The following is a 22464-nucleotide window of genomic DNA, read 5'->3' as shown; positions in this document are numbered from 1 at the left end:
TCAACTCCTTGGACGATGGCTCACCAGTGCGCGGCGGGCACGGGGGGCTCGGCATCGGCGACGGCGGCCGGTGGTGCACGCCAGGCGTGCCAGGCCGACTGCAGCGCCAGCAGGCCCAGCAGCGCCATGCCGGCCATGACACAGCCGTAGGTGATCGAGCCGGGCAGCTGCAGGATCGGCGACTTCTCGTCGTGGACGATGTCCAGCATGCGCCAGGTGGCGCCGGCCAGCGTGCCGTACAGCACCGCCACCACCAGCCACGCTGCGGTGGCCACGACGCGTCGGCCGGTGGCTGGCAGCGCCTCCATCAGAAAGGTGGTGGCAATGTGGGCGCCCTGTTGGGCGGCAATCACCACGCCGGCCATGACCAGCCAGGGGAACAGCAGCTCGGGCACTTCGTTGGCCCATTGCAGGCTGCTGCCGGTGAGGTAGCGCAGCACGGTGTTGGCCACCAGGATCACGAAGATCATGCTGGTCGACAGCCACAGCACCAGCTGGCACAGCGTGCCGATGGCGCGATCGATCAGTCCGCGGGGTTCAGTGGACATGCTTGTCTCCTGCAGGGTGGGCGGGCGCCGCCATACGCTGACGGGCGCCCGCGGCGCGTCATTGGCCGGCGGCCACGACCTTCTTCACATAGGCACCGATCGGTCCGGCTTCCCACTTGGCGGTGACCTCGGCGGTGGCCTTGGCGAAGGCTGCCTTGTCCGGCGTGCTGACCTGCACGCCCTTGGCCTTCAGGTCGGCCAGCAGCTTCTCGTCGGCCTCGGCCGAAAGTTTGCGCTGCAGCGCCGTGGCCTCGGCGGCGGCCTCCTGCACCGCCTTCCTGTCGGCCTCAGAGAGACGGTCCCAACTGCGCTTGCTCATCAGGAAGGGCGTCATCTGGAACTGGTGGTTGGTCAGCGCCAGGTACTTCTGCACTTCATAGAGCTTGCTGGCGTGGATGTTGACCAGCGGGTTCTCCTGGCCGTCCACCACGCCCTGCTGCAGCGCCACGTACAGCTCGGCGAACTTGATCTGCTGCGATTCGGCGCCCAGGGCCTTCATGATGTCGACCAGCGTGGCGTCTGGTGGCACGCGCATCTTCAGGCCCTTCATGTCCTCGACCTTGGTGATCGGGCGCTTGCTGTTGGTCATCTGGCGGATGCCGTTGTCCCAGGTGCCCAGCAGGACCAGGCCCTTCTCGGCCGACTTGTCCGCCAGCTCCTTGCCCAGCGCGCCGTCCAGCACCTTGAAGGCGGCGGCCGGGCTGGAGAACAGGAAGGGCATGCCGAAGGCAGCGTACTCGGGCACCGCATTCGCCACCGCACCCTGCGAGTTGGCGCTCAGGTCCAGCGCGCCGGTGCGCAGCGCGGTGACCATCGCGGCGTCATCGCCCAGTTGGGCGGCCGGTGCCACCTGCACCTCGATGCGGCCGGCGGTCTTGGCCTTGAGCACCTCGGCAAACTTGACGGCGGCCTCGTGGCGCGGGTTGCCGATCGCGGCGCCGTGGCCCAGCGTCAGCTTGACGGCCTGGGCCTGCGCGCCGACGGCGCGCATCAGCGCGGCCGTGGCCAGCAAGGAGCGAAGGAAAGTGCTGCGGTTCATGGTGGCTTGTCTCCTGTGTGTGGTGGTGTGTGGACGTCAATGGATCAGCATGCCGCCGTTGACGTCGAGGGTGATGCCGGTGCAGTAGGCCGACAGGCCGCTGGCCAGGAAGACGCAGGCGCCGGCCACGTCGTCGGCGCGGCCCAGGCGGTTCAGCGGGATGGTCGCGTTGATCTCGGCCTTCTTCTCGTCGGACAGCTTGCCTGCGGTGATGTCGGTCTCGATCAGGCCCGGCGTGATGCAGTTGATACGCACGCCCTCGGGACCGAACTCGCGCGCCATCGCGCGGGCCAGGCCCAGCACACCGGCCTTGGCGGCCGAATAGTGCGGACCGCCGAAGATGCCGCCGCCGCGCTGCGCCGACACCGACGAGATGCAGACGATCGAGCCTGCACGCTGCTGGCGCATGGCCGGCAGCACCGCCTGCGACATGTACAGCGTGCCGCGCAGGCTGACATCCAGGATGCGGTCGTAGTCGGCGCCGGTGATCTCCAGCGTCTTCACCGGCTGGGTGATGCCGGCGTTGTTCACCAGCACGTCGATGCGACCAAAGCGCTGCAGTACCGCGGCGGCGGCGGCCTCGCAGGCCGCCTTGTCGGTGACATCGGCCACCAGGCCCAGGTGCTGTTCGCCCAGGCGGGCGGCAGCAGCGGCCGGCTCAGCGCGGGCCAGGTCGAGGATCACCACGGTGGCGCCCTGCGCCGCCATCTGGCGGGCGGTGGCAAAGCCCAGGCCGTTGAGCCCGGCGCCGCCGGTGATCACGGCCACTTGGTTCGTCAGCAGCATCAGCGAGTCTCCTGAAGGGGGTTGCGTTGGGTTCGCATCTTCGGGACCGGCTCAGATGATGACAAGCGAAGTGTTCTCAGCCTAAGATGACATTCCGTCATCTAACGACAGGGTTCACCCGATGTCCAGCCTGCCCCCGGTGGCCAACCTTCAGGCCTTTGAAGCGGTGGCCCGTCGGCGCAGCTTTGCGCTGGCAGCGGCCGAGTTGCACCTCACCGCCTCGGCGATCAGCCACCAGGTGGCACGGCTGGAATCGCAGCTGGGGGTACGCCTGTTCGAGCGCAGTGCGCACGGCGTGCGGCTGAGCGCCGCCGGCGACCGCTACCTGGTGCGGGTGGGCGGCGCCCTGCGGGCGATCTCATCGGCCACCGAGGACCTGCGTCAGGGTGTCAGCAACAGCCTGTACGTGCACTCGGCACCCAGCATCGCCAGCCTGTGGCTGATGTCGCGGTTGCAGGGCTTTGCACAGGCCTGCCCGGACATCTCGCTGAACCTGTCGGCGGCGCACACGCCCAGCGATTTCGAGCTGGGCCAGGCCGACATCGACATCCGCTACGGCGTGCCCAACTGGCCCGACCTGGTGGTGGAGCCGCTGTTCGAGGAGCGCATCCTGCCGCTGGCCAGTCCGGCCTTCATCCGGCAGCACCGGCTGCGGCGGCCCGAGCAGTTGCTGGACGTGCGCCTGATCCAGAGCAACGTCAGCGTGGTGCAGTGGTCAGACTGGTTCGGCCGCTTCACCGCGCTGCGTGCGCCGGAGCGTTTCCCGGTGCGCTTCGACCGCGCGCAGATGTCGCTGGACGCCGCCACCCAGGGCCTGGGCGTGGCGCTGGAAAGCGCCACGATCGCCGGCCACCACATCGCCGAGCGCAAGCTCCGGCCCGTGTTTGATCCGTCGATGGCGGTGCTGGTCAAGGCGCACTTCGTCGTCTATCCGCCGCGCCACGCCAAGCGGCCAGCGGTGGAGGCTTTCCTGGCCTGGATCCATGGTGAGGCCGCGCGCGGCTGAGCCGCTCGGTGTCTCAGGCCGGGTTCTCCAGCAGCACCGCAATGCCCTGGCCGCCGCCAATGCAGGCCGAGGCCACGGCCCAGCGGCCGGCGCGGCGCTGCAGCTCGCGCGCGGCGGTGATGGTGAGGCGCACGCCGCTGGCGGCCAGCGGGTGGCCCAGCGCGATCGCGCCGCCGTTGACGTTGAGCTTGGCGCCGTCCAGTTCCAGCGCGCGCTGCACGGCCAGCGTCTGCGCGCCCTGGGCCTCATTGACCTCGACGAGCGTGATGTCGTCCAGCGTCAGGCCGGCGCGCTGCAGAAGCAACTGGATCGCCGGCGCCGGGCCGATGCCCATGGTCTCGGGCGGCACGCCGACCACGGCCACGGCGGCCACGCGGGCCAGTGCCGGGCGCCCCCAGGCGGCCTTGACGGCACCATTGGCCACCAGCGCCGCGGCGGCGCCATCGGTCAGACCGGAGCTGTTGCCGCCGGTCTGCACGCCGCCCTCGTAGACCGCGCGCAGCTTGGCCAGCACCTCGGGCGGTGACAGGCGCGGGTGGGTGTCCTTGTCGGCCACCGGCGCCTTGCCGGCCAGACGGATGCCGCGGGTCTTGTAGCCACTCAGCTCGAACTTCTCGCTGCTGACGGGCACGATCTCGCCGGCCAGGAAGCCGCTCTCCTGCGCCGCCACCGCCTTGGCGAACGAGGCCGAGGCGAAGGCGTCCACCTCTTCGCGGGTGATGCCGTACTGCCTGGCCAGGTTCTCGGCGGTCTGGATCATCGTGATGCCGGCGGCCGGGTCCTTCAGCATCTCCCACAGGTTGTCGCGGAAGTTGACCGGCGCGCCCAGCTTGAAGCCCTGGCGGTGGTCGAAGGCCATCACCGGGTTGCGCGACATCGATTCGGTGCCCACCACCAGCGCCAGGCTGGCGAGGCCGCTGCCCAGCTGCTCGCCGGCCTGGCGGAACAGCTCGAAGCCGGTGCCGCAGATGCGCTGCACCATCAGCGCCGGCACGTGCTGGGGCACACCGGCGTACAGGCCGATGTGGCGCGGCACATAGAACTGGTCGAAGTCGCCCGGCGCCATGTTGCCGGCCAGCACCGAGTCCACCTGCTCGGCGCTCAGGCCGCTGCGGGCGATCACCTCGCGTGCCACCTTGATGCCCAGGTCGATCGGGTTCACATCGGCCAGCGCGCCGCAGTAGTCGACAAAGGGCGTGCGGAGGCCGTCGAGCATCCAGACATCGTTGAAGGCCTGGAACTGGCCGCGGGCGGTGCTCATCGGGGCGTCCTCTCAGTGACCCAGCGCGACGACGCGCGCGTCGATCGTCTCGGCGTACAGCGTGGCCACCTCCACCGCGCGGCGGCTGAGCACGGCGCGCTGGTTGATGTAGCCCTTGTCGGTGATCTCGCCGGCGTCGGCATTGGGCGGCTCGGTCATCAGCAGCACGCGTGCCGGGCACTGCGATGAGCCGCCGCCGCGCTTCAATTCCTGCAGCGCCGCCTGCACCTTGGCGTGCAGCGCCTCGCGCTCCATCGCCTGGCCGGCGGGGCTGAGGAAGAGCAGCGCGCCGATCTCGTCGCGATCATGGCCGGTGATCACCGCATCGGTGGCCAGCGGCGCCAGCGCCGACACCAGCTTCACCCGCAGCGTGCCCACCGAGACCCAGGTGCCGGTGGTCAGCTTGAAGTCCTCGGCCACGCGGCCATTGAACATCACGCCTTTCTCGGGGTGGGCCGGATCGACCAGGAAGCCGGCGTCGCCGATCCGGTAGTAGCCCTCTTCGTCAAAGGCCTCGGCGCTGAGCTGCGGCTGGCCGCGGTAGCCGGGGAAGATGTTGACGCCGCGCACGCGCAGCTCCAGCTTCTCGCCGTTGGGGATGAACTTCAGCTCGGTGCCGGGCAGCGGCAGGCCGATGCAGCCGGCGCCCTCCAGCATGAAGTGGGCGCTGGTGACGGCCGGCGCGGTCTCGGTGGAGCCCCAGGAGGTGGTGAGCCACAGCGGTTCCTCGCGCACCTTGGCGGCGATCGCCTGCAGCCGCTGCCAGCTGGCCTGCGGCAGCGCGGCGCCGGCGTAGAACACGGCGCGCAGCGGTGACAGCACCTTCTTGGCGAAGGCCAGGTCGTCCTCGAAGAAGCCCATCAGCATGTCCAGGCCGCGGGGCACGTTGAAGTGGATGTTGGGCTGGCAGTCCTTGAGGTTGCGCACCGTCTTCTCGATCGCGCCAGGCACCGGGCGGCCGTCGTCGATGTAGAGCGTGCCGCCGTGGCACAGCACCATGTTCAGGTTGTGGTTGCCGCCGAAGGTGTGGCTCCAGGGCAGCCAGTCCAGCAGCACCGGCTTCTCGCGCCGCAGGAAGCGCCAGGTCTGGGCCATCATCTGCTGGTTGGCGCACAGCATGCGGTGGGTGTTGATGGCCACCTTGGGGTGGCCGGTGGAGCCGCTGGTCAGCAGGTACTTGGCCACGGTGTCGGGCAGCAGGCGGCCGAAGGCCTGCATCACGCCCGGGCCCTCGGGGCGGCTGGCCAGGGTGTCCCAGGGGAAGGCACCGGGCACCTCGTCGGCGCCGGTGCCCAGCACCACCACGCCCTTGAGCGCGCCGCCGTCCAGGCAGGCGCGGATGGCGGGGCCGTAGGTGGCAGCGTCGCTGGCGTAGACCAGCGCCGGATCGAGCATCTGCACGATCTCGCGGATCTTCACGTAGTCCTTGCTCAGGCGGCAGTAGGCGCTGCTGACGGTGCACACCGGACGGCCGATGTGCATGCCCGCCAGCATCAGCACCAGGTGGTCGACCGAGTTGTCGGACAGCACCACCACCGGCTTGTCGGCCGGCAGGTGCAGACCCAGCAGGCCCTGCGCCACCCGGCCCACACCGGCGCGCAGCTGCGCCCAGGTCAGCTGGCGCCAGTCGCCACTGGGCGCGCGCTCGGCCACGGCCAGCGCATCGGGCGTGTCCTTCGCCCACTTCTCCAGCCAGTCGCCGATGCAGCGGGCGTAGGGGCCCAGCGCTTGCGGCGAGCGCAGCACGAAGCTGCCGTCGGTCAGCGTGAGCAGTTCGGCGCGGGGCGGCGCGACGTTGTCGGTGTCGTCGACGAAGGTGGCCATGGGTGTCTCCTGCAGCGGTGGGCGGCCGCGGCGCGATGCACTGTTTTTCTGATCTAGCGCAAAGTGCCGACCGAACGACAGGCATGATACTGCATACGCCGTGAGGGTTAACGCATCAAAGTGCATGGAAAACCCTCAGTCCACCGACACCCCCCGAGGAGACAGCCGTGAGCACCCTGAACACCGACTCGCTGGTCGAGGACCGTGAATCGATCGAGAGCGACAAGTTCGTCGAGGTCAACTACGACGACCGCATCCCCAACAACGTCGACCTGTCCAGCGACCGCCAACTGCAGCGCGCCCTGGAGAGCTGGCAGCCCAACTACGTCGACTGGTGGAAGGAAATGGGCCCCGAAGGCTTCCAGAACGCCGACGTCTACCTGCGCACCGCAGTGGGCGTGGACCCGGCCGGCTGGGCCAAGTTCGGCTATGTGAAGATGCCCGAGTACCGCTGGGGCATCCTGCTGGCGCCCAAGGTGGAAGGCCGCACCATCCCGCACGGCAAGCACAAGGGCGAGCCGGCCTGGCAGGAAGTGCCGGGCGAGTACCGCTCGCTGCTTAAGCGCCTGATCGTGGTGCAGGGCGACACCGAGCCGGCCAGCGTCGAGCAGCAGCGCTGGCTGGGCGCCACGGCCCCTAGCCTGTACGACATGCGCAACCTGTTCCAGGTGAACGTGGAAGAGGGCCGCCACCTGTGGGCGATGGTCTACCTGCTGGTCAAGTACTTCGGCAAGGACGGCCGCGAAGAGGCCCAGGCCCTGCTGGAGCGCCGCAGCGGCCACCAGGACAACCCGCGCATCCTGGGCGCCTTCAACGAGAAGACGCCCGACTGGCTGAGCTTCTTCATGTTCACCTACTTCACCGACCGCGACGGCAAGATGCAGCTGGCCGCGCTGGCAGAGAGTGGCTTCGACCCACTGAGCCGCAGCTGCCGCTTCATGCTCACCGAAGAGGCGCACCACCTGTTCGTCGGCGAGACCGGCGTCGGCCGCACGATCGAAGCCACCTGCGCGGCCATGGTCAAGGCCGGCATCACCGACCCGTACGACACCGACGCCATCCGCAAACTCGGCGTGGTCGACCTGCCGCTGCTGCAGCGCAAGGCCAACTTCCACATGAGCGTGACGCGCGACCTGTTCGGCAGCGAGATCAGCTCCAACGGCGCCGACGCCTTCAACACCGGCCTGAAGGGCCGCTTCAACGAGGCCAAGCTCGAGGGCGACGACCACCAGCTGCAGGACGCCACCTACCCCGTGCAGCGCGTGGTGGGCGGCGAGCTGGTGTGGGAAGACGTGCCGGCGCTGCGCGCTATCAACTCCCGCCTGCTCGACGACTACATCGCCGACTGCCAGGGCGGCATCGACCGCTGGAACAAGATCATCGAGAAGGCCGGCATCAGCTTCAAGATCACCCAGCCGCACAAGGGCTTCAACCGCCGCATCGGCGAGTTCGCCGGCCACAAGATCAGCCCCAGCGGCGAGGTCATGAGCGCCGAGGTCTGGGAGGCCAGCAAGCACGAGTGGCTGCCCAATGCCGAGGACCTGGACTTCATCAACTCGCTGATGAAGCCCCACCACGAGGCCGGCCAGTACGCCAGCTGGATCGCCCCGCCGCGGATGGGCATCAACCAGCAGCCGGTGGACTACGAGTACGTGAAGATCGACTGAGCGCCTCGCGGCGTTGAGCGAACAAGGGGCGTCCCGGGCGAGCGCCCCTTTGTCCGTGGGCGGTCAGTCGGCGGTGACGCCGGTGTCACGCACCAGGCGGCCCAGGCGGACCGATTCGGTGCGCACCAGCTGTCCGAAGGCCTCGGGCGTGCCGGCCACCACTGGCGTGCCGATCGCCTCCCACTTCTGGCGGAAGGCCGGGTCCTTGAAGATGTCGAGGAAGGTGGCGTTGAGCCGGGCGATGATCGGCGCCGGCGTGCCGGCGCGCACCGCCACGCCGTGCCAGGCGGTGGTCTCGAAATTCGCCAGGCCCGCCTCGGCCATGGTGGGCACCTTGGGCAGCGCCGGGCTGCGCTGGGCCGAGGTCACCGCGATCGGCTGGAGCTTGCCGGCCTGGATGTGCGGCAGCGAGCTGCCCAGGATGTCGAACATCACCTTGACCTGGCCACCCAGCACGTCGTTGAGCGCCGGGCCGGCGCCCCGGTAGGGCACATGCACCAGCGGCACGCCCGCGGCGCGCGAGAACAGCTCGCCCGCCAGGTGCTGGGGCGTGCCATTGCCCGCGGAAGCGAAGGTGAACGGCTCCTTCTGCGCCTTGGCCACCGCCAGGAACTCCTTGAGCGTCTTCACGTTCAGCGACGGATGCACCTCCAGCACCAGCGGGAAGGCTGACAGCTGCACCACCGGCGCGAGGTCGTTGATCGCATTGAAGGGCATGTTGCGGAACAGCGTGCCGTTGACCGCCATCGGGCCGCTGGCGGCCAGCAGCAGGGTCTGGCCGTCGGCCGGCGCCTGCTTGGCAACTTCCGCGCTGCCTAGGTTGCCGCCGGCGCCGCCCTTGTTCTCCACCAGCACCGGCACGCCCAGGCGCTTTTGCAGCTCCGGTTGCAGCATGCGGGCCATCAGGTCGGTGGGGCCGCCGGGCGGGTAGGGCACCAGGAAACGGATCGGCCCGTTGGGGTAGGGCGCCTGCGCGTGGGCCAGCGTGCCAAGGCCCAGGCCCAGGGCCAGGGCGGATACAGCGGTGCGGCGCGACAGCGTCATGGGAAGTCTCCTGTGAGTGGTTGTGGGTCGACCGTGGGTTCAGGCGCCGAAGCGCGCACGGATCTGCGCGGCCGTGGCCAGTGGGCGGCCCAGTGCATGGGCCACTTCGGCGGCCTGGCGCACCAGGGCCGCGTTGTCGGGCGCCAGACGGCCATCGCGCAGGCGCAGGTTGTTCTCGAAGCCCACGCGGGCATGGCCGCCCAGTGCCGCTGCCGCGGCCACGCAGGCGTTCTCGCTGGGTCCGAAGGCGCACATCGCCCAGGGCTCGGTGCCGGTGTGCGCCTGCACGAAGGGAAGCAGCTCGCGCGGGTCGGAGGTCTGGGTGGCGCTGTAGCGGCCCAGCACGAAGAGCAGAAACCACGGCGCGTCGGGCACCGTGCCCGCGCGGCGCAAGGCCTGCCAGCGCTGCAGGTCGGCCAGGTCGTACAGGATCACCTGGGTCATCGTGCGTTGCGCGACCAGCTCGGCCAGGAAGGCGGCCAGTCCGGCCTCGCCGATCTCGGGCTGGTCAATCTCACGCAGGCCCACCGACACCGCTTCGGGACGCAGTGCGCGCACCATGGCGATCTGCTGCTCGGCGCGGTAGACCTTGGCGGCTTCGCTGGTGATCTGCAGCACCATCGCCTCGCCGACAGCGGCGCGCACCACGCGCAGCGCTTCGCGGTAGCCCTCGATGTCCAGGCTGTGGCGACCCTGCGCATCGCGGATGTGCAGGTGGAGCATGGCGGCGCCCGCGTCCAGGCAGCGCTTGGCCGTGTCTGCGAGGGCCGCCGGGGTGAGCGGCACGGCCGGGTGGTCGGCCGACTGCTTGTAGGCGCCATTGGGCGCGACGGTGAGGATCAGCGGGTCGGTCATGGCGGCGAAGCGGGGGACGAGGGCAGCGGCGGCAGCTCATCCCGCAGCAGGTCCAGGCCAGCGCGCAGCAGGCGGTCGTAGCGGGCACGCTCGGCGTCGCGGCGCTCGTCCGGCCAGTCGGTGAAGCCGGCGCCGGCCTTCATGCCCACGCGGCCCGCGGCCACCTGCTCGCGCAGCACGCGGGCGGGCTGGCTGTCGTTGCACAGACTGGGGTAGATCGTGGCGGCGGCGGCGCAGTGGATGTCCAGGCCCGCGTGCTCGCGCTGCAGCACCGGCCCGGCGGCCAGGAAGCGAAAGCCGAAGCCGAATCGCACGGCCGCGTCGATGTCCTCGGCGCTGGCCACGCCGTCGTCCAGCAGCGCAAAGGCCTCGCGCGCCAGCGCGTGCTGCAGCCGGTTGGCCAGAAAGCCCGGGCGGTCCTTGCGCACCAGCACCGGCACGCTGGCGCAGCGGCGCATCGTGGCCATCAAGCGCTGGGCGCCGGCCTCGTCGCTGGCCGGCCCCATCACCACCTCGACCAGCGGCACCAGGTGCGCCGGCATGAAGAAGTGCAGACCGAACATGCGTGCCTGGGTGGGCAGGCCCTGGGCGATCTGGCTGATCGGCAGGCCCGAGCTGTTGCTGGTGAGCAGCGCGTCGGGCGGCGCGCGGCGCACCAGTTCGGCGAAGAGCTGCTGCTTGGCGTCGAGCTGCTCGACAATGCACTCCACGACCAGGCCGACACCGGACCACTCGACCTGTTCAAGGCTGGCGACCAGGCGCGGCGAATGCGGACGGCCGAGTGCGGCGAGCTCGCGGCCGATGCGCTGCGCGGCGCGTTCGGACTGGGCGGCAGCGCGCTCGACGACGGTCACATGCAGGCCACCACGCGCCAGCACGACGGCCACATCGGCGCCCATCGTGCCGCCACCGATGACCACCGCATGGGCGGGCAGGGCTGGGTTCATGCGGCGCAGTCTAGGAAGCCGCGCTGATCCGGTCCAGTCGCATTTGGCGATGGATTGATAATCCATCATGATCAATTGGACGATCCGCGAAATCGAGGTCTTTCTCTCGCTGGCCGACACGCTCAGCTTTCGGCGCACCGCCGAGCGCATGCACCTGTCGCAGCCCGCGGTGTCCGGCGTGGTGGCGCGCCTGGAGGCCGGATTCGGCGCCGCGCTGTTTGAGCGCAGCACCCGTGCGGTGCGCCTGACCGACGCCGGCCAGGCCCTGCTGGTGCATGCGCGCGGCCTGCAGGCACAGGCCGGCGCGGCCGCGGCGGCGGTGCGCGATGTGGCCGAGCTGCGCCAGGGCCGGGTGCGCGTGGCGGCGCTGCCGTCCCTGGCCGCCACCGTGGTGCCCGCGGTGTTCGCGCGCTTCGCCGCCGAACATCCGGGCGTGCGCCTTGACCTGCTCGACACGCTGTCGGTGGCCTCCTTCGAGCTGGTCCGCTCGGGCGAGGTGGATTTCGCGCTGACGGCCGAGAATCCGGCCTACGCCGACCTGTCCTATGTTGCGCTGGCCAGCGACCCCTTCGTGCTGCTGCTGAGCGCCCGGCACCCGCTGGCGCGCAGCCGTGCGCCGCTGACCTGGCGGCGCGTGGCCGAGCTGCCGCACATCTCGATGCCCGCGCCCACCAGCGTGCGCCAGTACGCCGACGCGGCGCTGCTGCAACTGGGCCAGCGCTTCGAGCCGCGCTACGAGGTGGAGCACCTGGCGTCGATCAATGCGATGGTGGCGGCGGGCCTGGGCGTGTCGGCGCTGCCCGAGCTGGCGGCGCGGGTGGCGCGCGGCGCCGACGTGGTGCAGCGCCGCCTGATCGAGCCGGAGGTGCAGCGCCCGATCGGCCTGGTGACGCTGCAGGGCCGGCGTCTGTCCACCGCGGCGCAGGCCCTGGCCGGTCTGCTGCGTGACGAGGTGCTGCGCACCTTGCGGCAGTCGGGCCGGGGCCGCGGTGCGGCTGTGTAGCCGGATCAGCGCCGGCGGTGGTGGCCGTCGGTCCGCCACCGACCGATCGGCCGCGCCATCACTGGAAGGCGAAATCCAGTTCCGGCTTCATGCCGCTGACGATGCGCGCAATGCTCTTGCCCGAGCCGCAGGCATGCGTCCAGCCCAGCGTGCCGTGGCCGGTGTTGAGGAACAGCTTGCCCACCCGGCTGCGGCCGATCAGCGGCACGTTGGACGGCGTGGCCGGGCGCAGGCCGGTCCAGAACTGGGCCTGCTCGGTGTCGCCGGCGCCGGGGAACAGTTCCTCGGTGCGGCGCACGATGGCTTCGCAGCGCACGCGGTTGAGGTCGCGGTCGTAGCCGTTGAGCTCGGCGGTGCCGGCGATGCGCAGGCGGTCGCCCCCCGGTGTGCCGTCAGGCAGCGCCGGCGAGGTGAGTCTCGAGAAGACCAGCTTGAATTCGTCGTCGGTCAGCGAGACCTGGTGCGCCTTGCTGGCGTCCTTGACCGGCATCGTCACCGAGTAGCCCTTGGCCGGGTAGATCGGCAGCGAGATGCCCAGTGTCTGCGCATAGACCGGGCTCAGCGAGCCCATCGCCAGCACGTAGGCGTCGGCGCGCAGGCGCTGGAAGCGGCCTTCGGCGTCGGTGGCTTCCACGTGGTCGATCTCGCCGCCGGCGGTGCGCAGCGCGGTGACGGTGTGGCTCATCAGGAAGCGCACGCCGTCTTCCTCGCAGCGCCTGACCAGTTCGCGGGCGAAGCGGTTGGCGTCGCCGGACTCGTCCTCGGCGGTGTAGGTGGCGCCGGCGAGCTGCGGGCGGATGTGGGCCAGCGCGGGCTCCAGCTTCACCGCTTCATCGGCGCTGATGACGCGGCGGTCGCAGCCCAGATCGCGCATCTGCTGCGCGGGCGCTTCGGCGGCGTCGAATTCCTTCTGGCTGGTGTAGAAGTGCAGGATGCCCTGGGTGCGCTGGTCGTACTCGATGCCGCGCTCGGCGCGCAGCGCCTGCAGCTCGCTGCGGCTGTAGGTGCCCAGGCGGACGATCTGCTCGATGTTGTGGCGGGTGCGGCCCGGCGTGCACTCGCGCAGGAACTGCAGGCCCCACAGCCACTGGCGCATGTCGGCGCGCAGGCGGAACAGCAGCGGGGCGTCTTCCTGGCCCAGCCACTTCAGCAGCTTGGCGGGGGCACCGGGGTTGGCCCAGGGCTCGGCGTGGCTGACCGAGATCTGGCCGCCGTTGGCGAAGCTGGTTTCAGCGGCCGGCGTGGCCTGGCGGTCGACGACCGTGACCTCGTGGCCGAGCTGGCGCAGGTAGTAGGCGGACGTGGTGCCGAGCAGGCCGGCACCCAACACGATGACGTGCATGGGAGAGTCTCCATTCAAGGATGGGCAGCAATGGCATCCGCAGCGGTGAGGCTGCCGATGTGCCGCTCCCCCTGTCCTTGGTACCTGAGAGATTCGGCGCCAGCCTTGCGGGCCGGGCCTTGCTCCTTCGGTGCGTCAGCCCTGGTGTGAACAGGCGCTGACGGCTCTCCAGACGGCGTGTGTGAGGTGGCAGTACGGGACCTGAGCGTGCATGGGAGTTTGCGCCTTCGGTGGCTGCGGCGCAGGGCCGCAGCACTCTCCTGCCAGGGATCAAGTTTACGCGGGAATCAGGAACCTCCGCGCCAGCAGCGTCCAGTAGGCGGCGCCGACGGCGATGTTGTCGTCGTTGAAGTCGTAGCCGGGGTGGTGGACCATGCAGGCATGGGCCGGCACGCTGGACTCCGGGCCGCCGTTGCCGATCAGCAGGTAGCTGCCGGGCACGCGCTCGAGCATGAAGGCGAAGTCCTCGCTGCCGGTCAGCGGCGGGCCCTGGCGGGTGATGCCGGCTTCGCCGCGCAGCTCGGCGCCCACGGCGCGGGCGAAGGCGGTGGGCTCGGCATGGTTGACCAGCACGGTGTAGCCGGGCCGCCAGTCGACCTCGGCGCGCAGGCCGTAGCCCTCGGCCTGGGCCGCGGCCAGCGCGCGGATGCGCTGCTGCAGCGTGGCGCGCACGCCCGGGTCCAGCGCACGCACGCTCAGCTCCAGCCGGGCGCTGGCCGGAATCACGTTGTTGGCCTGGCCGGCCTGCAGCGCGCCCACCGTGACCACCGCCGCCTGCAGTGGGTCCACATTGCGCGAGACCACGGTCTGCAGCGCCATCACCAGGCTGGCTGCGGCCACCACCGGGTCGGCGGTGTGCTGGGGCATGGCGCCGTGGCCGCCCACGCCGTGCAGGGTGATCGTGGCGTAGTCGCTGGAGGCCATGGCCGGGCCGTCGCGGAACACCAGGTGGCCCTGCGGCGTGCCGGGCATGTTGTGCATGGCGAAGACGGCGTCACAGGGGAAGCGCTCGAACAGGCCGTCGGCCATCATGCGCAACGCGCCGCCGCCGCCTTCCTCGGCCGGCTGGAAGATCAGGTGCAGCGTGCCGTCGAAGCCGCCTTCATCGGCCAGGCGACGCGCGGCCGCCAGCAGCATCGCGGTGTGGCCGTCGTGGCCGCAGGCGTGCATCAGGCCCGGCTTGCAGCTGGCCCAGGGGCGGCCGGACTGCTCGCTGATCGGCAGCGCATCCATGTCGGCGCGCAGGCCCAGGCGGCGCGGGCCGCTGCCGCGGCGCAGCGTGCCCACCAGGCCGGTGCCGCCCAGGCCGGTGACCACCTCGTAGCCCCATTCGCGCAGGCATTCGGCCACCAGGCCGGCGCTGCGGTGCTCCTCGAAGGCCAGTTCCGGATGCTGGTGCAGATCGCGCCGCAGCGCGACGAAGTCGTCCAGCGTGGCGGCACTCATTGCGCTTCCAGCTTGATGGCCTTGGCGATGGCGCGAAAGCGCGCGGTCTGGGCGGCGTATTCGCTTGAGGCATCGGCCAGGCTCAGCGGCTTGGCGGGCATCACCGCCTGCTGCTCCAGCTGGGTGTGCACGGCGGGGTCGGCCAGCACGGTGGAGAGCGCCTTGTGCAGGGCCTGCACCACCGGCTCGGGCGTGTCCTTCTTGACGAAGTAGCCGGTCCAGATGTTGAACGCGAAGTCCTTGACCGACTTGCTGTCGTTGACGCTGGGGTACTGCTTCAGGAACGGGGCTTCCACCTTGCCGGCCGGGGCCAGCGTGCCGACGATCTTCAGGCGGCCACTGTCCACCAGGCCGCCCACCTGCGCACCGCTGACGATGATGGAGATGTCCACCATCTCGCCACCCAGGTCCTGGAAGATCGGCGCGATGCCCTTGTAGGGGATGTGCGTCATCTTCGCGCCGATGGTCTGCGAGAAGTGCTCGCCCAGCACGTGGTAGAACGAGCCGATGCCCACGCTGGCGTAGGTCAGCGGCTTGTTGTCGGCGGCGGCCTTGCGGGCCAGCGCCACCAGCTCATCCACGTTCTTCGCCGGCAGGCCCGGGCGGGCCAGGATGGCGATCGGCGAGACGCCGATCATCTGCACCAGGCGGAAGTCCTCGCTCTTGAACTTGACCGCGTTGCTGGCCAGCGGAGCCAGGATCAGCTCGTTGGGCGAACCCTGGAACAGGTACTGGCCGTCCGAGGGGGCGCCCAGCACCTTCATCGCGCCCAGCGCGCCGCTGACGCCGCCCAGGTTCTCGACGATCACCTGCTGGCCCAGCGCCTTGCCCAGCGGCTGGTTGACGATGCGGGCGATCACGTCCGACAGGCCGCCGGCGGGGTAGGGCACCATCAGGTTCATCGGCTTGGCGGCCGACTGGGCCAGGGCACCAGTGGCCAGACACAGGCTGGCCATCAGCGTGGCGACCAGGGTGGGAATGCGACGCAGCAGGGAAGTCATGGGTCAGGCTCCGGCAGGGGGGGGTGGGTGTCGGGCAGATACTAGGCAGCGCACTCGCGGCAGTCCAATGCATTGCAATGCTCTGTTCAATGAGTTCTACTCATGATCATGACCCTGGTCCAGCTGCGTCACCTGATCAGCCTGGCCGACACCGGCTCGTTCAGCCGGGCGGCCGAGCGCCAGCACCTCACCCAGCCCGCGCTCAGCCGCAGCATCGCGGCGCTGGAGGACGAGGTTGGCGGCCGCCTGTTCGACCGCATCGGCCGCCGCGCCGAACCCACGCCGCTGGGCCGCGAGCTGCTGACCCGCGCGCGCCAGCTGGTGGCCGATGCCGACGAGCTGGTGGCGCAGGGCCAGGCGGTGCGCGGCGCACGGGCTGGCACGCTGCGCGTGGGCCTGGGCTCGGGCCCGGGGGCGCTGCTGACCGTGCCGCTGCTGCAGCGTGTGGCCGCCCAGGGCCAGGGGCTGCGGCTGGAGCTGCGCCGCGGCGGCACCGCGCTGCTGGTGGACGCGCTGCGCGCACGTGCGCTGGACGCGCTGGTGGTGGACGCCTATTCGCTGCCGCCGGCACCGGACCTGCGCTGCGAGATCATCGGCGAACTGCCCGGCGGCTTTCTCTGCCGCCGCGGCCACCCGCTGCTGCGCAAGCGTCGACCGCTGCGCTTTGCCGAGCTGCAGGCCTGGCCCATCGCCGCCACGCCGCTGAGCGACGCGGTGGCCGCGGTGCTGATGGACCGCTACGGTCCCGAGGCCCACCCCGAGCGCTGCGTCACGCTGCGCGGCGACGATCTGGCGGGCCTGGTCGAGGCCACCGCCGCCAGCGATGCGGTGCTGATCGCGGTGCGCGCCGCGGCGCCCGGGCTGGCCGAGCTGAGGGTGGAGCCGCCCCTGCAGGCCGTGGCACGCTTCGGCCTGGTGACGCTGGCCGGGCGCAGCCCGCCGCCAGCGCTGGCGCTGCTGCGCACGCTGGCGCGCGAGCGCTGCGCCTGATCAGCGCGCAGCCAGCTGCCGCGCCAGCGCGCGCAGCGAGGCCTCGTCCAGCGCCGCCAGCGTGTGCCGCTCGGCCTGCGCCAGGCGCAGGAAATCGCCGCGCTGCGAGCGGGCGTAGGCGGGGTCGTAGTGCTGCACCATCAGCGCCTCGAACAGCGGCGCCAGCTCGCCCGCCAGCGCCCAGGCCTGCCACTGGTCGATCGTGGCGTGGGCATGCAGGCCGCGCAGCAGACCGATCTGCCGGGCCAGCGCGGCCGGGTCATCGCCCAGGTAGGCATAGTCCTGCAGCAGGTAGTCCAGGCGCGCCGGCACCGGAGCCAGCAGCTCCACGCAGGGGCTGGCGCGCATGCGCTCGAGCACCGGTGTGGGCAGCTGCACCTGGCCGATGCGCCGGCTTTCGGCCTCGACAAACACCGGCCGCGCCGTGTCCAGCGCCTCGATCGCCTGCCACAGCCGGGTCTCGAAGCCCTTTTGCGTGGGCTGCCGCGCACCGGGCACCTGGCCCAGCACCGAGCCCTTGTGCACCGCCAGCGCCTCCAGATCCAGCACCTGCGCGCCTTCCTCGGCCAGCAGCCGCAGCAGCCGGCTCTTGGCGCTGCCGGTGGGGCCGCAGACCACACGCAGGTCCAGGCCGGGCGCCATGTCGTTGATGCGCGCGATCACATGGCGCCGGAAGCTCTTGTAGCCGCCCGCCAGCTGCTGGGCGTCCCAGCCCACCATGCGCATCCAGGTGACCATCGAGCCGCTGCGCATGCCGCCGCGCCAGCAGTAGACCAGCGGCCGCCAACGCTCGGGCATGCCGCTGAAGTGCGTGCGCAGGTGGTGCGACAGGTTGGCCGCCACCATCGCGCCGCCGATGCGCCGCGCGACGAAGGCGCCCTGGGTGGCGTAGAGCGTGCCGACGATGCGGCGCTCCTCGTCATCCAGCACCGGGCAGTTGATGGCGCCGGGCAGGTGGTCTTCGGCAAATTCGGCGGGCGAGCGGGCGTCGATGATCGCGTCGAAGCGGCCGAGCTGGTCGACGCCGACGGGGCGGTGGGCACTCATGGCCGCTATTGTCGGCGCCATTCGTGGGGGAGGTCGGGCGCGCCGCCTGGACAAGGTGGGCCGGGCGTGCCAAGGTGCCGCGCTTCACCACCATCCCCGGAGGAGTCACCCATGTCCGATCCCAAGATCCCGTCACGTCGCCTGCCGGGCCTGCTGCTGGCCGCTGGCCTGCTGGCGGCCGGCGCGGCGCAGGCCGAGCGCGTTGGCGCCTACCACGCCTACCTCACGCCCGAGGGCTGGGCCCAGCGCGGCCGCGTGGCGCCCACCGAGGCCGCCGCCGGCTCGGTGCTGTACTACGGCGGCTCGGTGATTGGCAACGTCAAGCTGGTCTCGGTGATGTGGGGCGCCAACGTGCGCAGCACCACGGTCAGCGGCATCCCGGGCTTCAGTGCGGCCCTGGTCAACAGCAGCTATGTGGACCAGATGGCCGAATACGACACCTTCCTGCGCGCCGTGGATGGCCGCCGCGGCACCAAGCAGCACATCCAGCGCGGCAGCTACCTGGGCCAGGTGCAGATCACGCCCGCCAACCCGTCCAAGTCGCTGAGCAACGCGGACGTGGTGGCCGAGCTGACCGGGCAGATCGCCGCCGGCGTGCTGCCACCACAGGACCCGGACACGCTGTACATGGTGTACTTCCCGGCCGACACCACGATCACGATCGATGGTCTGCGGTCCTGCACCCACTTCGGCGCCTACCACTTCGCATCGAAGACCAAGCGGATGCGACCGGACAACATCCTCTTCTCGGTCGAGCCCGATTGCGGCTACAGCTTCAACACCATCACCTTCATCGCCGCCCACGAATTCGTGGAGGCCGTGACCGACGCCATCCCCACGCCCGGCAGCAACCCCGCCTACCCGCAGGCCTGGAACACCAGCAATGGCTACGAAGTGGCCGACCTGTGCAGCAACAGCGGCAGCCTGGTGACGGCCACCGCCACCTACAGCGTCAGCCAGTTCTACCGCAACACCACGGCGGCCTGCAGCACCGGCAACTACACCAGCCCCTGAGCGTCATCAACACCGATGACGTGAACGCGACCTCTCCTCTGAACAGGGGAGGTTGAGCGGGAACGAGGGCCGCAAGCTGCGGCCCTCGCATGGCCAGTCGGGCCGTGCCGTTCAACCCCAGGAGGTCCCCATGATCCGACGTCACCTGCTGGCAGCCGCCTGCGCGCTGCTGCCCCTGTCCCTGCTGTCGACCGGCGCACACGCGTCCGGCGACTGGTCCACCACGCTGGAAGGCATCGATCTGGATCCCGGCAAGCCGGGCTTCGAGGCCTACTACGACACCCGCCTGGGCATCACCTGGCTGACCGACACCGGTGCGGTGCAGCGCAGCGCCTATGCCTGGCGGGACGACCGCGCCAACTATGCGAAGGCACCGCTGACCCAGTTCGACAGCGCCAACGCCTGGCTCGCCGAGGCCACCTTCGGTGGCGTGGGCGGCTGGCGGCTGCCCTCGCGCGCCGAGTTCAGCTCGATGTTCTTCCAGACCTTGGGCCACACCAGCAACGTGCTGAGCGAGCGCGGACCGTTCCAGAACCTGGGCGCCTACCGTCCCTACGGCGACTGGATCGGCGCCTATGTCTGGACCAGCGAGACCTGGGGCAGCGTCATCACCACCTTTGGTCTGGACGGCACCGGTTGGAACACCGCGCTGTCAGACAACCCGAACATCGCCTGGCCCGTGCATGACGGCCGCGTCGTGCCCACCACCGGCGTGGCGGGCAAGGCCGACTGGGCCGCCACGCCCTACCAGGTGAGCTGCACCAACGGCCGCACCGGTCAGACGGTGACCCTGAAGAAGGTGAAGAAGCCCGCCTTCGACTGCCGCGACAGCGGCTTCAGCGCGGCCAGCGGTGACGCGGTGACGGTGACGATCACCGGTACCGTGCGCTGAGCGGGCTCAGGCGGCCAGTTGGAACAGGCTGGTCGCCTCCAGGTCCAGCACCTCGGCGCCGTCCTGGTTGTAGAGCTGCCAGCGCCAGCGCAGGATGCCCATCGGCTTGGCCGAGGCGCGGCGGGTCTCAATCACGGTGGCGACCACGCGCAGCGTGTCGTTCGGGCGCACCGGCTTGAGCCATTTCACGTACTGCAGGCCGGGGGAGGCGAAGCTCTCGCTGCCGGCCAGGGCCTTCTCGGCCAGCAGGCGCATCGCGATGCCGCAGGTCTGCCAGCCGCTGGCGATCAGGCCGCCGTGCGGGCCCAGGGCGGCAGCCTCGGGATCGGTATGGAACCACTGCGGGTCCCAGGCGGTCGCGAAGTCGAGGATTTGCTGCTCGGTGATCGTGAAGGGGCCGGCCTCGATCACCTGGCCGGCGTGGAACTCGGCGAACTTCATGCGGTGTTCTTCAAGCAGTGGCCCACACGCGCTGGCGCAGCCAAGGGCTGACGCGGTAGCGCTCGCCGCGGTAGTGGGTGTCCAGGCGGTCGAGCAGGCCCACCACGGCGGGGGCGCCCACGCGGGCCAACCATTCAAAGGGACCGGCAGGGTAGTTGACGCCCAGCTTCATCGCGGCATCGGCACCCTCGGGGCTGCAGACACCTTGCTGCACGGCGTCGGCCGCTTCGTTGACGAGCATGGCGATGGTGCGCGCCACCACCAGGCCGGCGGCATCGGCCACGCGCAGCGGTTGCCAGCCGGCCGCGGCCAGCACGCCGGCGGCGCGGGCGGAAAAAGCGTCGCTGGCGCCGCTGGCCACCGCGAAGGCGATGGGCGTGCCGGGCGCCACGGTCTCGGTGACGCTCCAGTCGAACACGGCCACGTCGCGCGCGCCGCCTTCAAACGCGAGCTGGGACGCAGGCCGGCCATCGGTGGGGCGCAGTTCGCCGCCCTCGGCCAGCGAGATCGCCACAGCGGCGGCCGTGGTGTCACGGGTGACGCTGAGGCCGGCCGCACTGAGCGCGTCGGCGATGCGTGCTGCCCAGGCGCACTGGCCGTGCACGGTGAGCGCGCCCGGCGCGGCCTGCGGCGCGGCGGGCAGGGCCTTGTCGGCGTCGGTCTGGGGGTAGGTGTAGAAGCCGCGGCCGTTCTTGCGGCCCAGCCAACCCGCGTCGACCAGGTCGCGCTGCACGCCCGAGGGGCCGAAGCGCTTGTCCTGGAAGTAGGCGCCGTAGACCGAGTTCGTCACCGCGAAATTGGTGTCGTGGCCGATCAGGTCCATCAGCTCGCACGGGCCCATGCGGAAAGCGGCGCCGCGCAGGCAGGCGTCCAGCACCGCGGGCGTGGCGGCCTGCTCCTGCAGCAGCGCCAGGGTCTCGGCGTAGTAGGGCCGGGCGATGCGGTTGACGATGAAGCCCGGTGAGCTCTTGGCATGCACCGGCACCTTGCCCCAGGCCTTGGACAGCGTGAAGATGGCCTCGGCCACCGGCGGCTCGGTGTGCAGGCCCGAGACCACCTCGACCAGCTTCATCAGCGGCACGGGGTTGAAGAAATGCATGCCCACCAGCCGGCCGGGCCGGCGCAGGCCGTTGGCGATGGCGGTGACCGAGATAGACGAGGTGTTGGTGGCCAGGATCGCGTCGTCGGCCAGCAGCGCTTCCAGGTCGCGGAACAGACCACGCTTGACCTCGAGGTTCTCGACGATGGCTTCCACCACCACGCGGGCGGCAGCCGCTTCGGCCAGCGCGCTGATCGGCGTGATGCGGGCCAGTGCGCCCTCGGCAGCGTCGGCCCCCAGCTTGCCCTTGTCCACCAGGCCCTGCAGCGTCTTGGCCAGGGCGGTCTTGGCGCTGGCGGCGGCGCCTTCGCGGGTGTCGTGGAGCCACACGCGGTGGCCGGCCTGGGCGGCCACCTGGGCGATGCCGGCGCCCATGATGCCGGCGCCCACCACGAGCACCGGGGCGTTGGTCAGATCAGTCATTCGTCTTGGGAACCCAGGGGGCAGGTTGTTTCGCGAGGAAGGCGGCGAAGCCGGCGCGGGCTTCCTCGGTGCCGCGCACGCGGGCGATGGTACGCGCGGTCAGTTCGCGCACGTCCGGGCTGATTGGGCCCACCGCGAACTGGGCGAACAGGGCCTTGATCTCGGCCAGCGCATTCGGGCCGCCGTTGAGCAGTTCGGCCACGGTGGCGTCCACCGTGGCGTCCAGCGCATCGGCCGCCACCACCTGCTGGACCAGGCCAATGGCCAGGGCTTCCGCAGCACCGATGCGCTGCGTGGTCAGCGCCAGGCGCAGCGCCTGGCGCTTGCCGACCGCGTTGGTCAGGTAGGGTCCGATGACCGAGGGCAGGATGCCGAACTTGGCTTCGCTGACCGAGAACTTGGCGTCCTCGCTGGCGATGGCGATGTCGCAGGCGCAGGTCAGGCCTACACCGCCGCCCAGCGCCACGCCGTGCACCCGCGCGATCGTCGGCTTGGGGCAGCGGTGGATCGTGTGCAGCATGCCGGCGAAACGGCGCGCATCGGCCTCGTTCCACTCGATGCTGGCGGTGCTGGCGCGCTGCATCCACTGCAGGTCGGCGCCGGCGCTGAAGGCCTTGCCGGCGCCCTCCAGCACGATCACCCGCACCGACGGGTCGGCGGTGAGGGCGCTGAAGGCCTGGTCCAACTCGCCGATCATCGCCTCGTCAAAGGCGTTGAAGACCTGGGGGCGGTTCATCCGCACCCGGGCAACGGGGGCGACGGTGACATCCAGCGTGCTGTAGCTCATCG

At 70.6% G+C, this 22464-nt stretch carries 21 protein-coding genes and 1 riboswitch; of the genes, 6 read left to right on the top strand and 15 right to left on the bottom strand.

All coding sequences use genetic code 11. The features are described 5' to 3' along the window. Positions 1–20: 20 nt before the first annotated feature. From KAK07_RS13935 to KAK07_RS13925, 3 genes are read right to left on the bottom strand one after another with little or no spacing between them, the layout of a single operon-like run. Entirely contained in the window at positions 21–548 is a 528-nt protein-coding gene (locus tag KAK07_RS13935) for a TRAP transporter small permease (protein WP_210855757.1), read from the bottom strand. A 58-nt stretch (positions 549–606) separates the two neighbouring features. Continuing rightward, positions 607–1587 carry a TRAP transporter substrate-binding protein gene (locus KAK07_RS13930; RefSeq protein WP_210855756.1) on the bottom strand — a complete coding sequence of 327 codons (981 nt, stop codon included), beginning with the start codon at positions 1585–1587 and terminating at the stop codon, positions 607–609. Between the two features lie 36 nt (positions 1588–1623). Beyond that, on the bottom strand, positions 1624–2373 hold the full coding sequence (locus KAK07_RS13925; protein WP_210861429.1) for an SDR family NAD(P)-dependent oxidoreductase: 750 nt from the start codon (positions 2371–2373) through the stop codon (positions 1624–1626). A 121-nt stretch (positions 2374–2494) separates the two neighbouring features. On the opposite strand from KAK07_RS13925, the gene KAK07_RS13920 reads away from it, so the two are divergent. Further along, positions 2495–3379, top strand: a complete 885-nt coding sequence (locus KAK07_RS13920; protein ID WP_210855752.1) for a LysR substrate-binding domain-containing protein — start codon at positions 2495–2497, stop codon at positions 3377–3379. Positions 3380–3392: 13 nt separating this feature from the next. Here KAK07_RS13920 and KAK07_RS13915 read toward each other — a convergent pair whose 3' ends face one another. Together KAK07_RS13915 and KAK07_RS13910 are read right to left on the bottom strand one after the other, a co-directional pair. After that, entirely contained in the window at positions 3393–4640 is a 1248-nt protein-coding gene (locus tag KAK07_RS13915) for a thiolase family protein (RefSeq protein WP_210855750.1), read from the bottom strand. Positions 4641–4652: 12 nt separating this feature from the next. Continuing rightward, a complete protein-coding gene (locus tag KAK07_RS13910) occupies positions 4653–6464 on the bottom strand; it encodes a feruloyl-CoA synthase (RefSeq protein WP_210855748.1) in 1812 nt (603 codons plus the stop codon). Between the two features lie 176 nt (positions 6465–6640). On the opposite strand from KAK07_RS13910, the gene boxB reads away from it, so the two are divergent. After that, positions 6641–8131 (top strand): benzoyl-CoA 2,3-epoxidase subunit BoxB, encoded by a 1491-nt coding sequence (gene boxB / locus KAK07_RS13905; RefSeq protein ID WP_247661246.1) that lies wholly within the window; start codon positions 6641–6643, stop codon positions 8129–8131. A gap of 63 nt (positions 8132–8194) precedes the next feature. On the opposite strand, the gene KAK07_RS13900 is transcribed toward boxB, so the two are convergent. Genes KAK07_RS13900 through KAK07_RS13890 form a run of 3 tightly spaced genes read right to left on the bottom strand, consistent with a single transcriptional unit; the run spans position 8195 to position 10977 of the window. Next, positions 8195–9175 carry a Bug family tripartite tricarboxylate transporter substrate binding protein gene (locus tag KAK07_RS13900; protein WP_210861427.1) on the bottom strand — a complete coding sequence of 327 codons (981 nt, stop codon included), beginning with the start codon at positions 9173–9175 and terminating at the stop codon, positions 8195–8197. Positions 9176–9214: 39 nt separating this feature from the next. Further along, positions 9215–10030 carry a beta-keto acid cleavage family enzyme gene (locus KAK07_RS13895; RefSeq protein WP_210861426.1) on the bottom strand — a complete coding sequence of 272 codons (816 nt, stop codon included), beginning with the start codon at positions 10028–10030 and terminating at the stop codon, positions 9215–9217. Next, positions 10027–10977, bottom strand: a complete 951-nt coding sequence (locus KAK07_RS13890) for a 3-hydroxyacyl-CoA dehydrogenase family protein (RefSeq protein WP_210855742.1) — start codon at positions 10975–10977, stop codon at positions 10027–10029. Before KAK07_RS13890 ends, KAK07_RS13895 begins: the two co-directional genes overlap by 4 nt. A 64-nt stretch (positions 10978–11041) precedes the next feature. Between KAK07_RS13890 and KAK07_RS13885 the strand changes: the two genes are divergently transcribed. Continuing rightward, on the top strand, positions 11042–11980 hold the full coding sequence (locus tag KAK07_RS13885; RefSeq protein WP_210855920.1) for a LysR family transcriptional regulator: 939 nt from the start codon (positions 11042–11044) through the stop codon (positions 11978–11980). Positions 11981–12038: 58 nt separating this feature from the next. On the opposite strand, the gene KAK07_RS13880 is transcribed toward KAK07_RS13885, so the two are convergent. The 3 genes from KAK07_RS13880 to KAK07_RS13870 form a co-directional block, all read right to left on the bottom strand. Next, entirely contained in the window at positions 12039–13322 is a 1284-nt protein-coding gene (locus tag KAK07_RS13880; protein WP_210855740.1) for a D-amino acid dehydrogenase, read from the bottom strand. A gap of 61 nt (positions 13323–13383) precedes the next feature. Further along, positions 13384–13504: riboswitch (glycine riboswitch) on the bottom strand. Positions 13505–13598: 94 nt separating this feature from the next. Beyond that, on the bottom strand, positions 13599–14768 hold the full coding sequence (locus tag KAK07_RS13875) for a M20 aminoacylase family protein (RefSeq protein WP_210855738.1): 1170 nt from the start codon (positions 14766–14768) through the stop codon (positions 13599–13601). Beyond that, positions 14765–15769 carry a tripartite tricarboxylate transporter substrate binding protein gene (locus tag KAK07_RS13870; RefSeq protein WP_210861418.1) on the bottom strand — a complete coding sequence of 335 codons (1005 nt, stop codon included), beginning with the start codon at positions 15767–15769 and terminating at the stop codon, positions 14765–14767. The genes KAK07_RS13875 and KAK07_RS13870 overlap by 4 nt, the downstream gene beginning before the upstream one ends. Positions 15770–15877: 108 nt before the next feature. Here KAK07_RS13870 and KAK07_RS13865 point away from each other — a divergent pair, with 108 nt between their 5' ends. Continuing rightward, positions 15878–16759 carry a LysR family transcriptional regulator gene (locus KAK07_RS13865; protein WP_210855918.1) on the top strand — a complete coding sequence of 294 codons (882 nt, stop codon included), beginning with the start codon at positions 15878–15880 and terminating at the stop codon, positions 16757–16759. Here KAK07_RS13865 and mnmH read toward each other — a convergent pair whose 3' ends face one another. Continuing rightward, a complete protein-coding gene (gene mnmH, locus KAK07_RS13860; RefSeq protein ID WP_210861416.1) occupies positions 16760–17806 on the bottom strand; it encodes a tRNA 2-selenouridine(34) synthase MnmH in 1047 nt (348 codons plus the stop codon). Positions 17807–17917: 111 nt separating this feature from the next. Between mnmH and KAK07_RS13855 the strand changes: the two genes are divergently transcribed. Beyond that, on the top strand, positions 17918–18820 hold the full coding sequence (locus KAK07_RS13855) for a hypothetical protein (protein WP_210861414.1): 903 nt from the start codon (positions 17918–17920) through the stop codon (positions 18818–18820). Positions 18821–18950: 130 nt separating this feature from the next. Then, complete coding sequence (locus KAK07_RS13850; RefSeq protein WP_210861412.1) at positions 18951–19712, top strand: hypothetical protein; 762 nt, start codon at positions 18951–18953, stop codon at positions 19710–19712. Between the two features lie 6 nt (positions 19713–19718). Here KAK07_RS13850 and KAK07_RS13845 read toward each other — a convergent pair whose 3' ends face one another. Genes KAK07_RS13845 through KAK07_RS13835 form a run of 3 tightly spaced genes read right to left on the bottom strand, consistent with a single transcriptional unit; the run spans position 19719 to position 22462 of the window. After that, the gene (locus KAK07_RS13845) at positions 19719–20153 is read right to left on the bottom strand and encodes a MaoC family dehydratase (RefSeq protein ID WP_210861410.1); all 435 of its coding nucleotides are present in this window, start codon (positions 20151–20153) and stop codon (positions 19719–19721) included. A 10-nt stretch (positions 20154–20163) separates the two neighbouring features. Further along, the gene (locus KAK07_RS13840) at positions 20164–21675 is read right to left on the bottom strand and encodes a 3-hydroxyacyl-CoA dehydrogenase (protein ID WP_210861409.1); all 1512 of its coding nucleotides are present in this window, start codon (positions 21673–21675) and stop codon (positions 20164–20166) included. Further along, a complete protein-coding gene (locus KAK07_RS13835; protein ID WP_210861407.1) occupies positions 21668–22462 on the bottom strand; it encodes an enoyl-CoA hydratase-related protein in 795 nt (264 codons plus the stop codon). Before KAK07_RS13835 ends, KAK07_RS13840 begins: the two co-directional genes overlap by 8 nt. Positions 22463–22464: the final 2 nt, after the last annotated feature.

The sequence above is a fragment of the Ideonella alba genome (genome assembly GCF_018069875.1).
Lineage (GTDB): Bacteria > Pseudomonadota > Gammaproteobacteria > Burkholderiales > Burkholderiaceae_C > Ideonella > Ideonella alba.
This window is presented reverse-complemented; position numbering and strand designations above follow the sequence as displayed.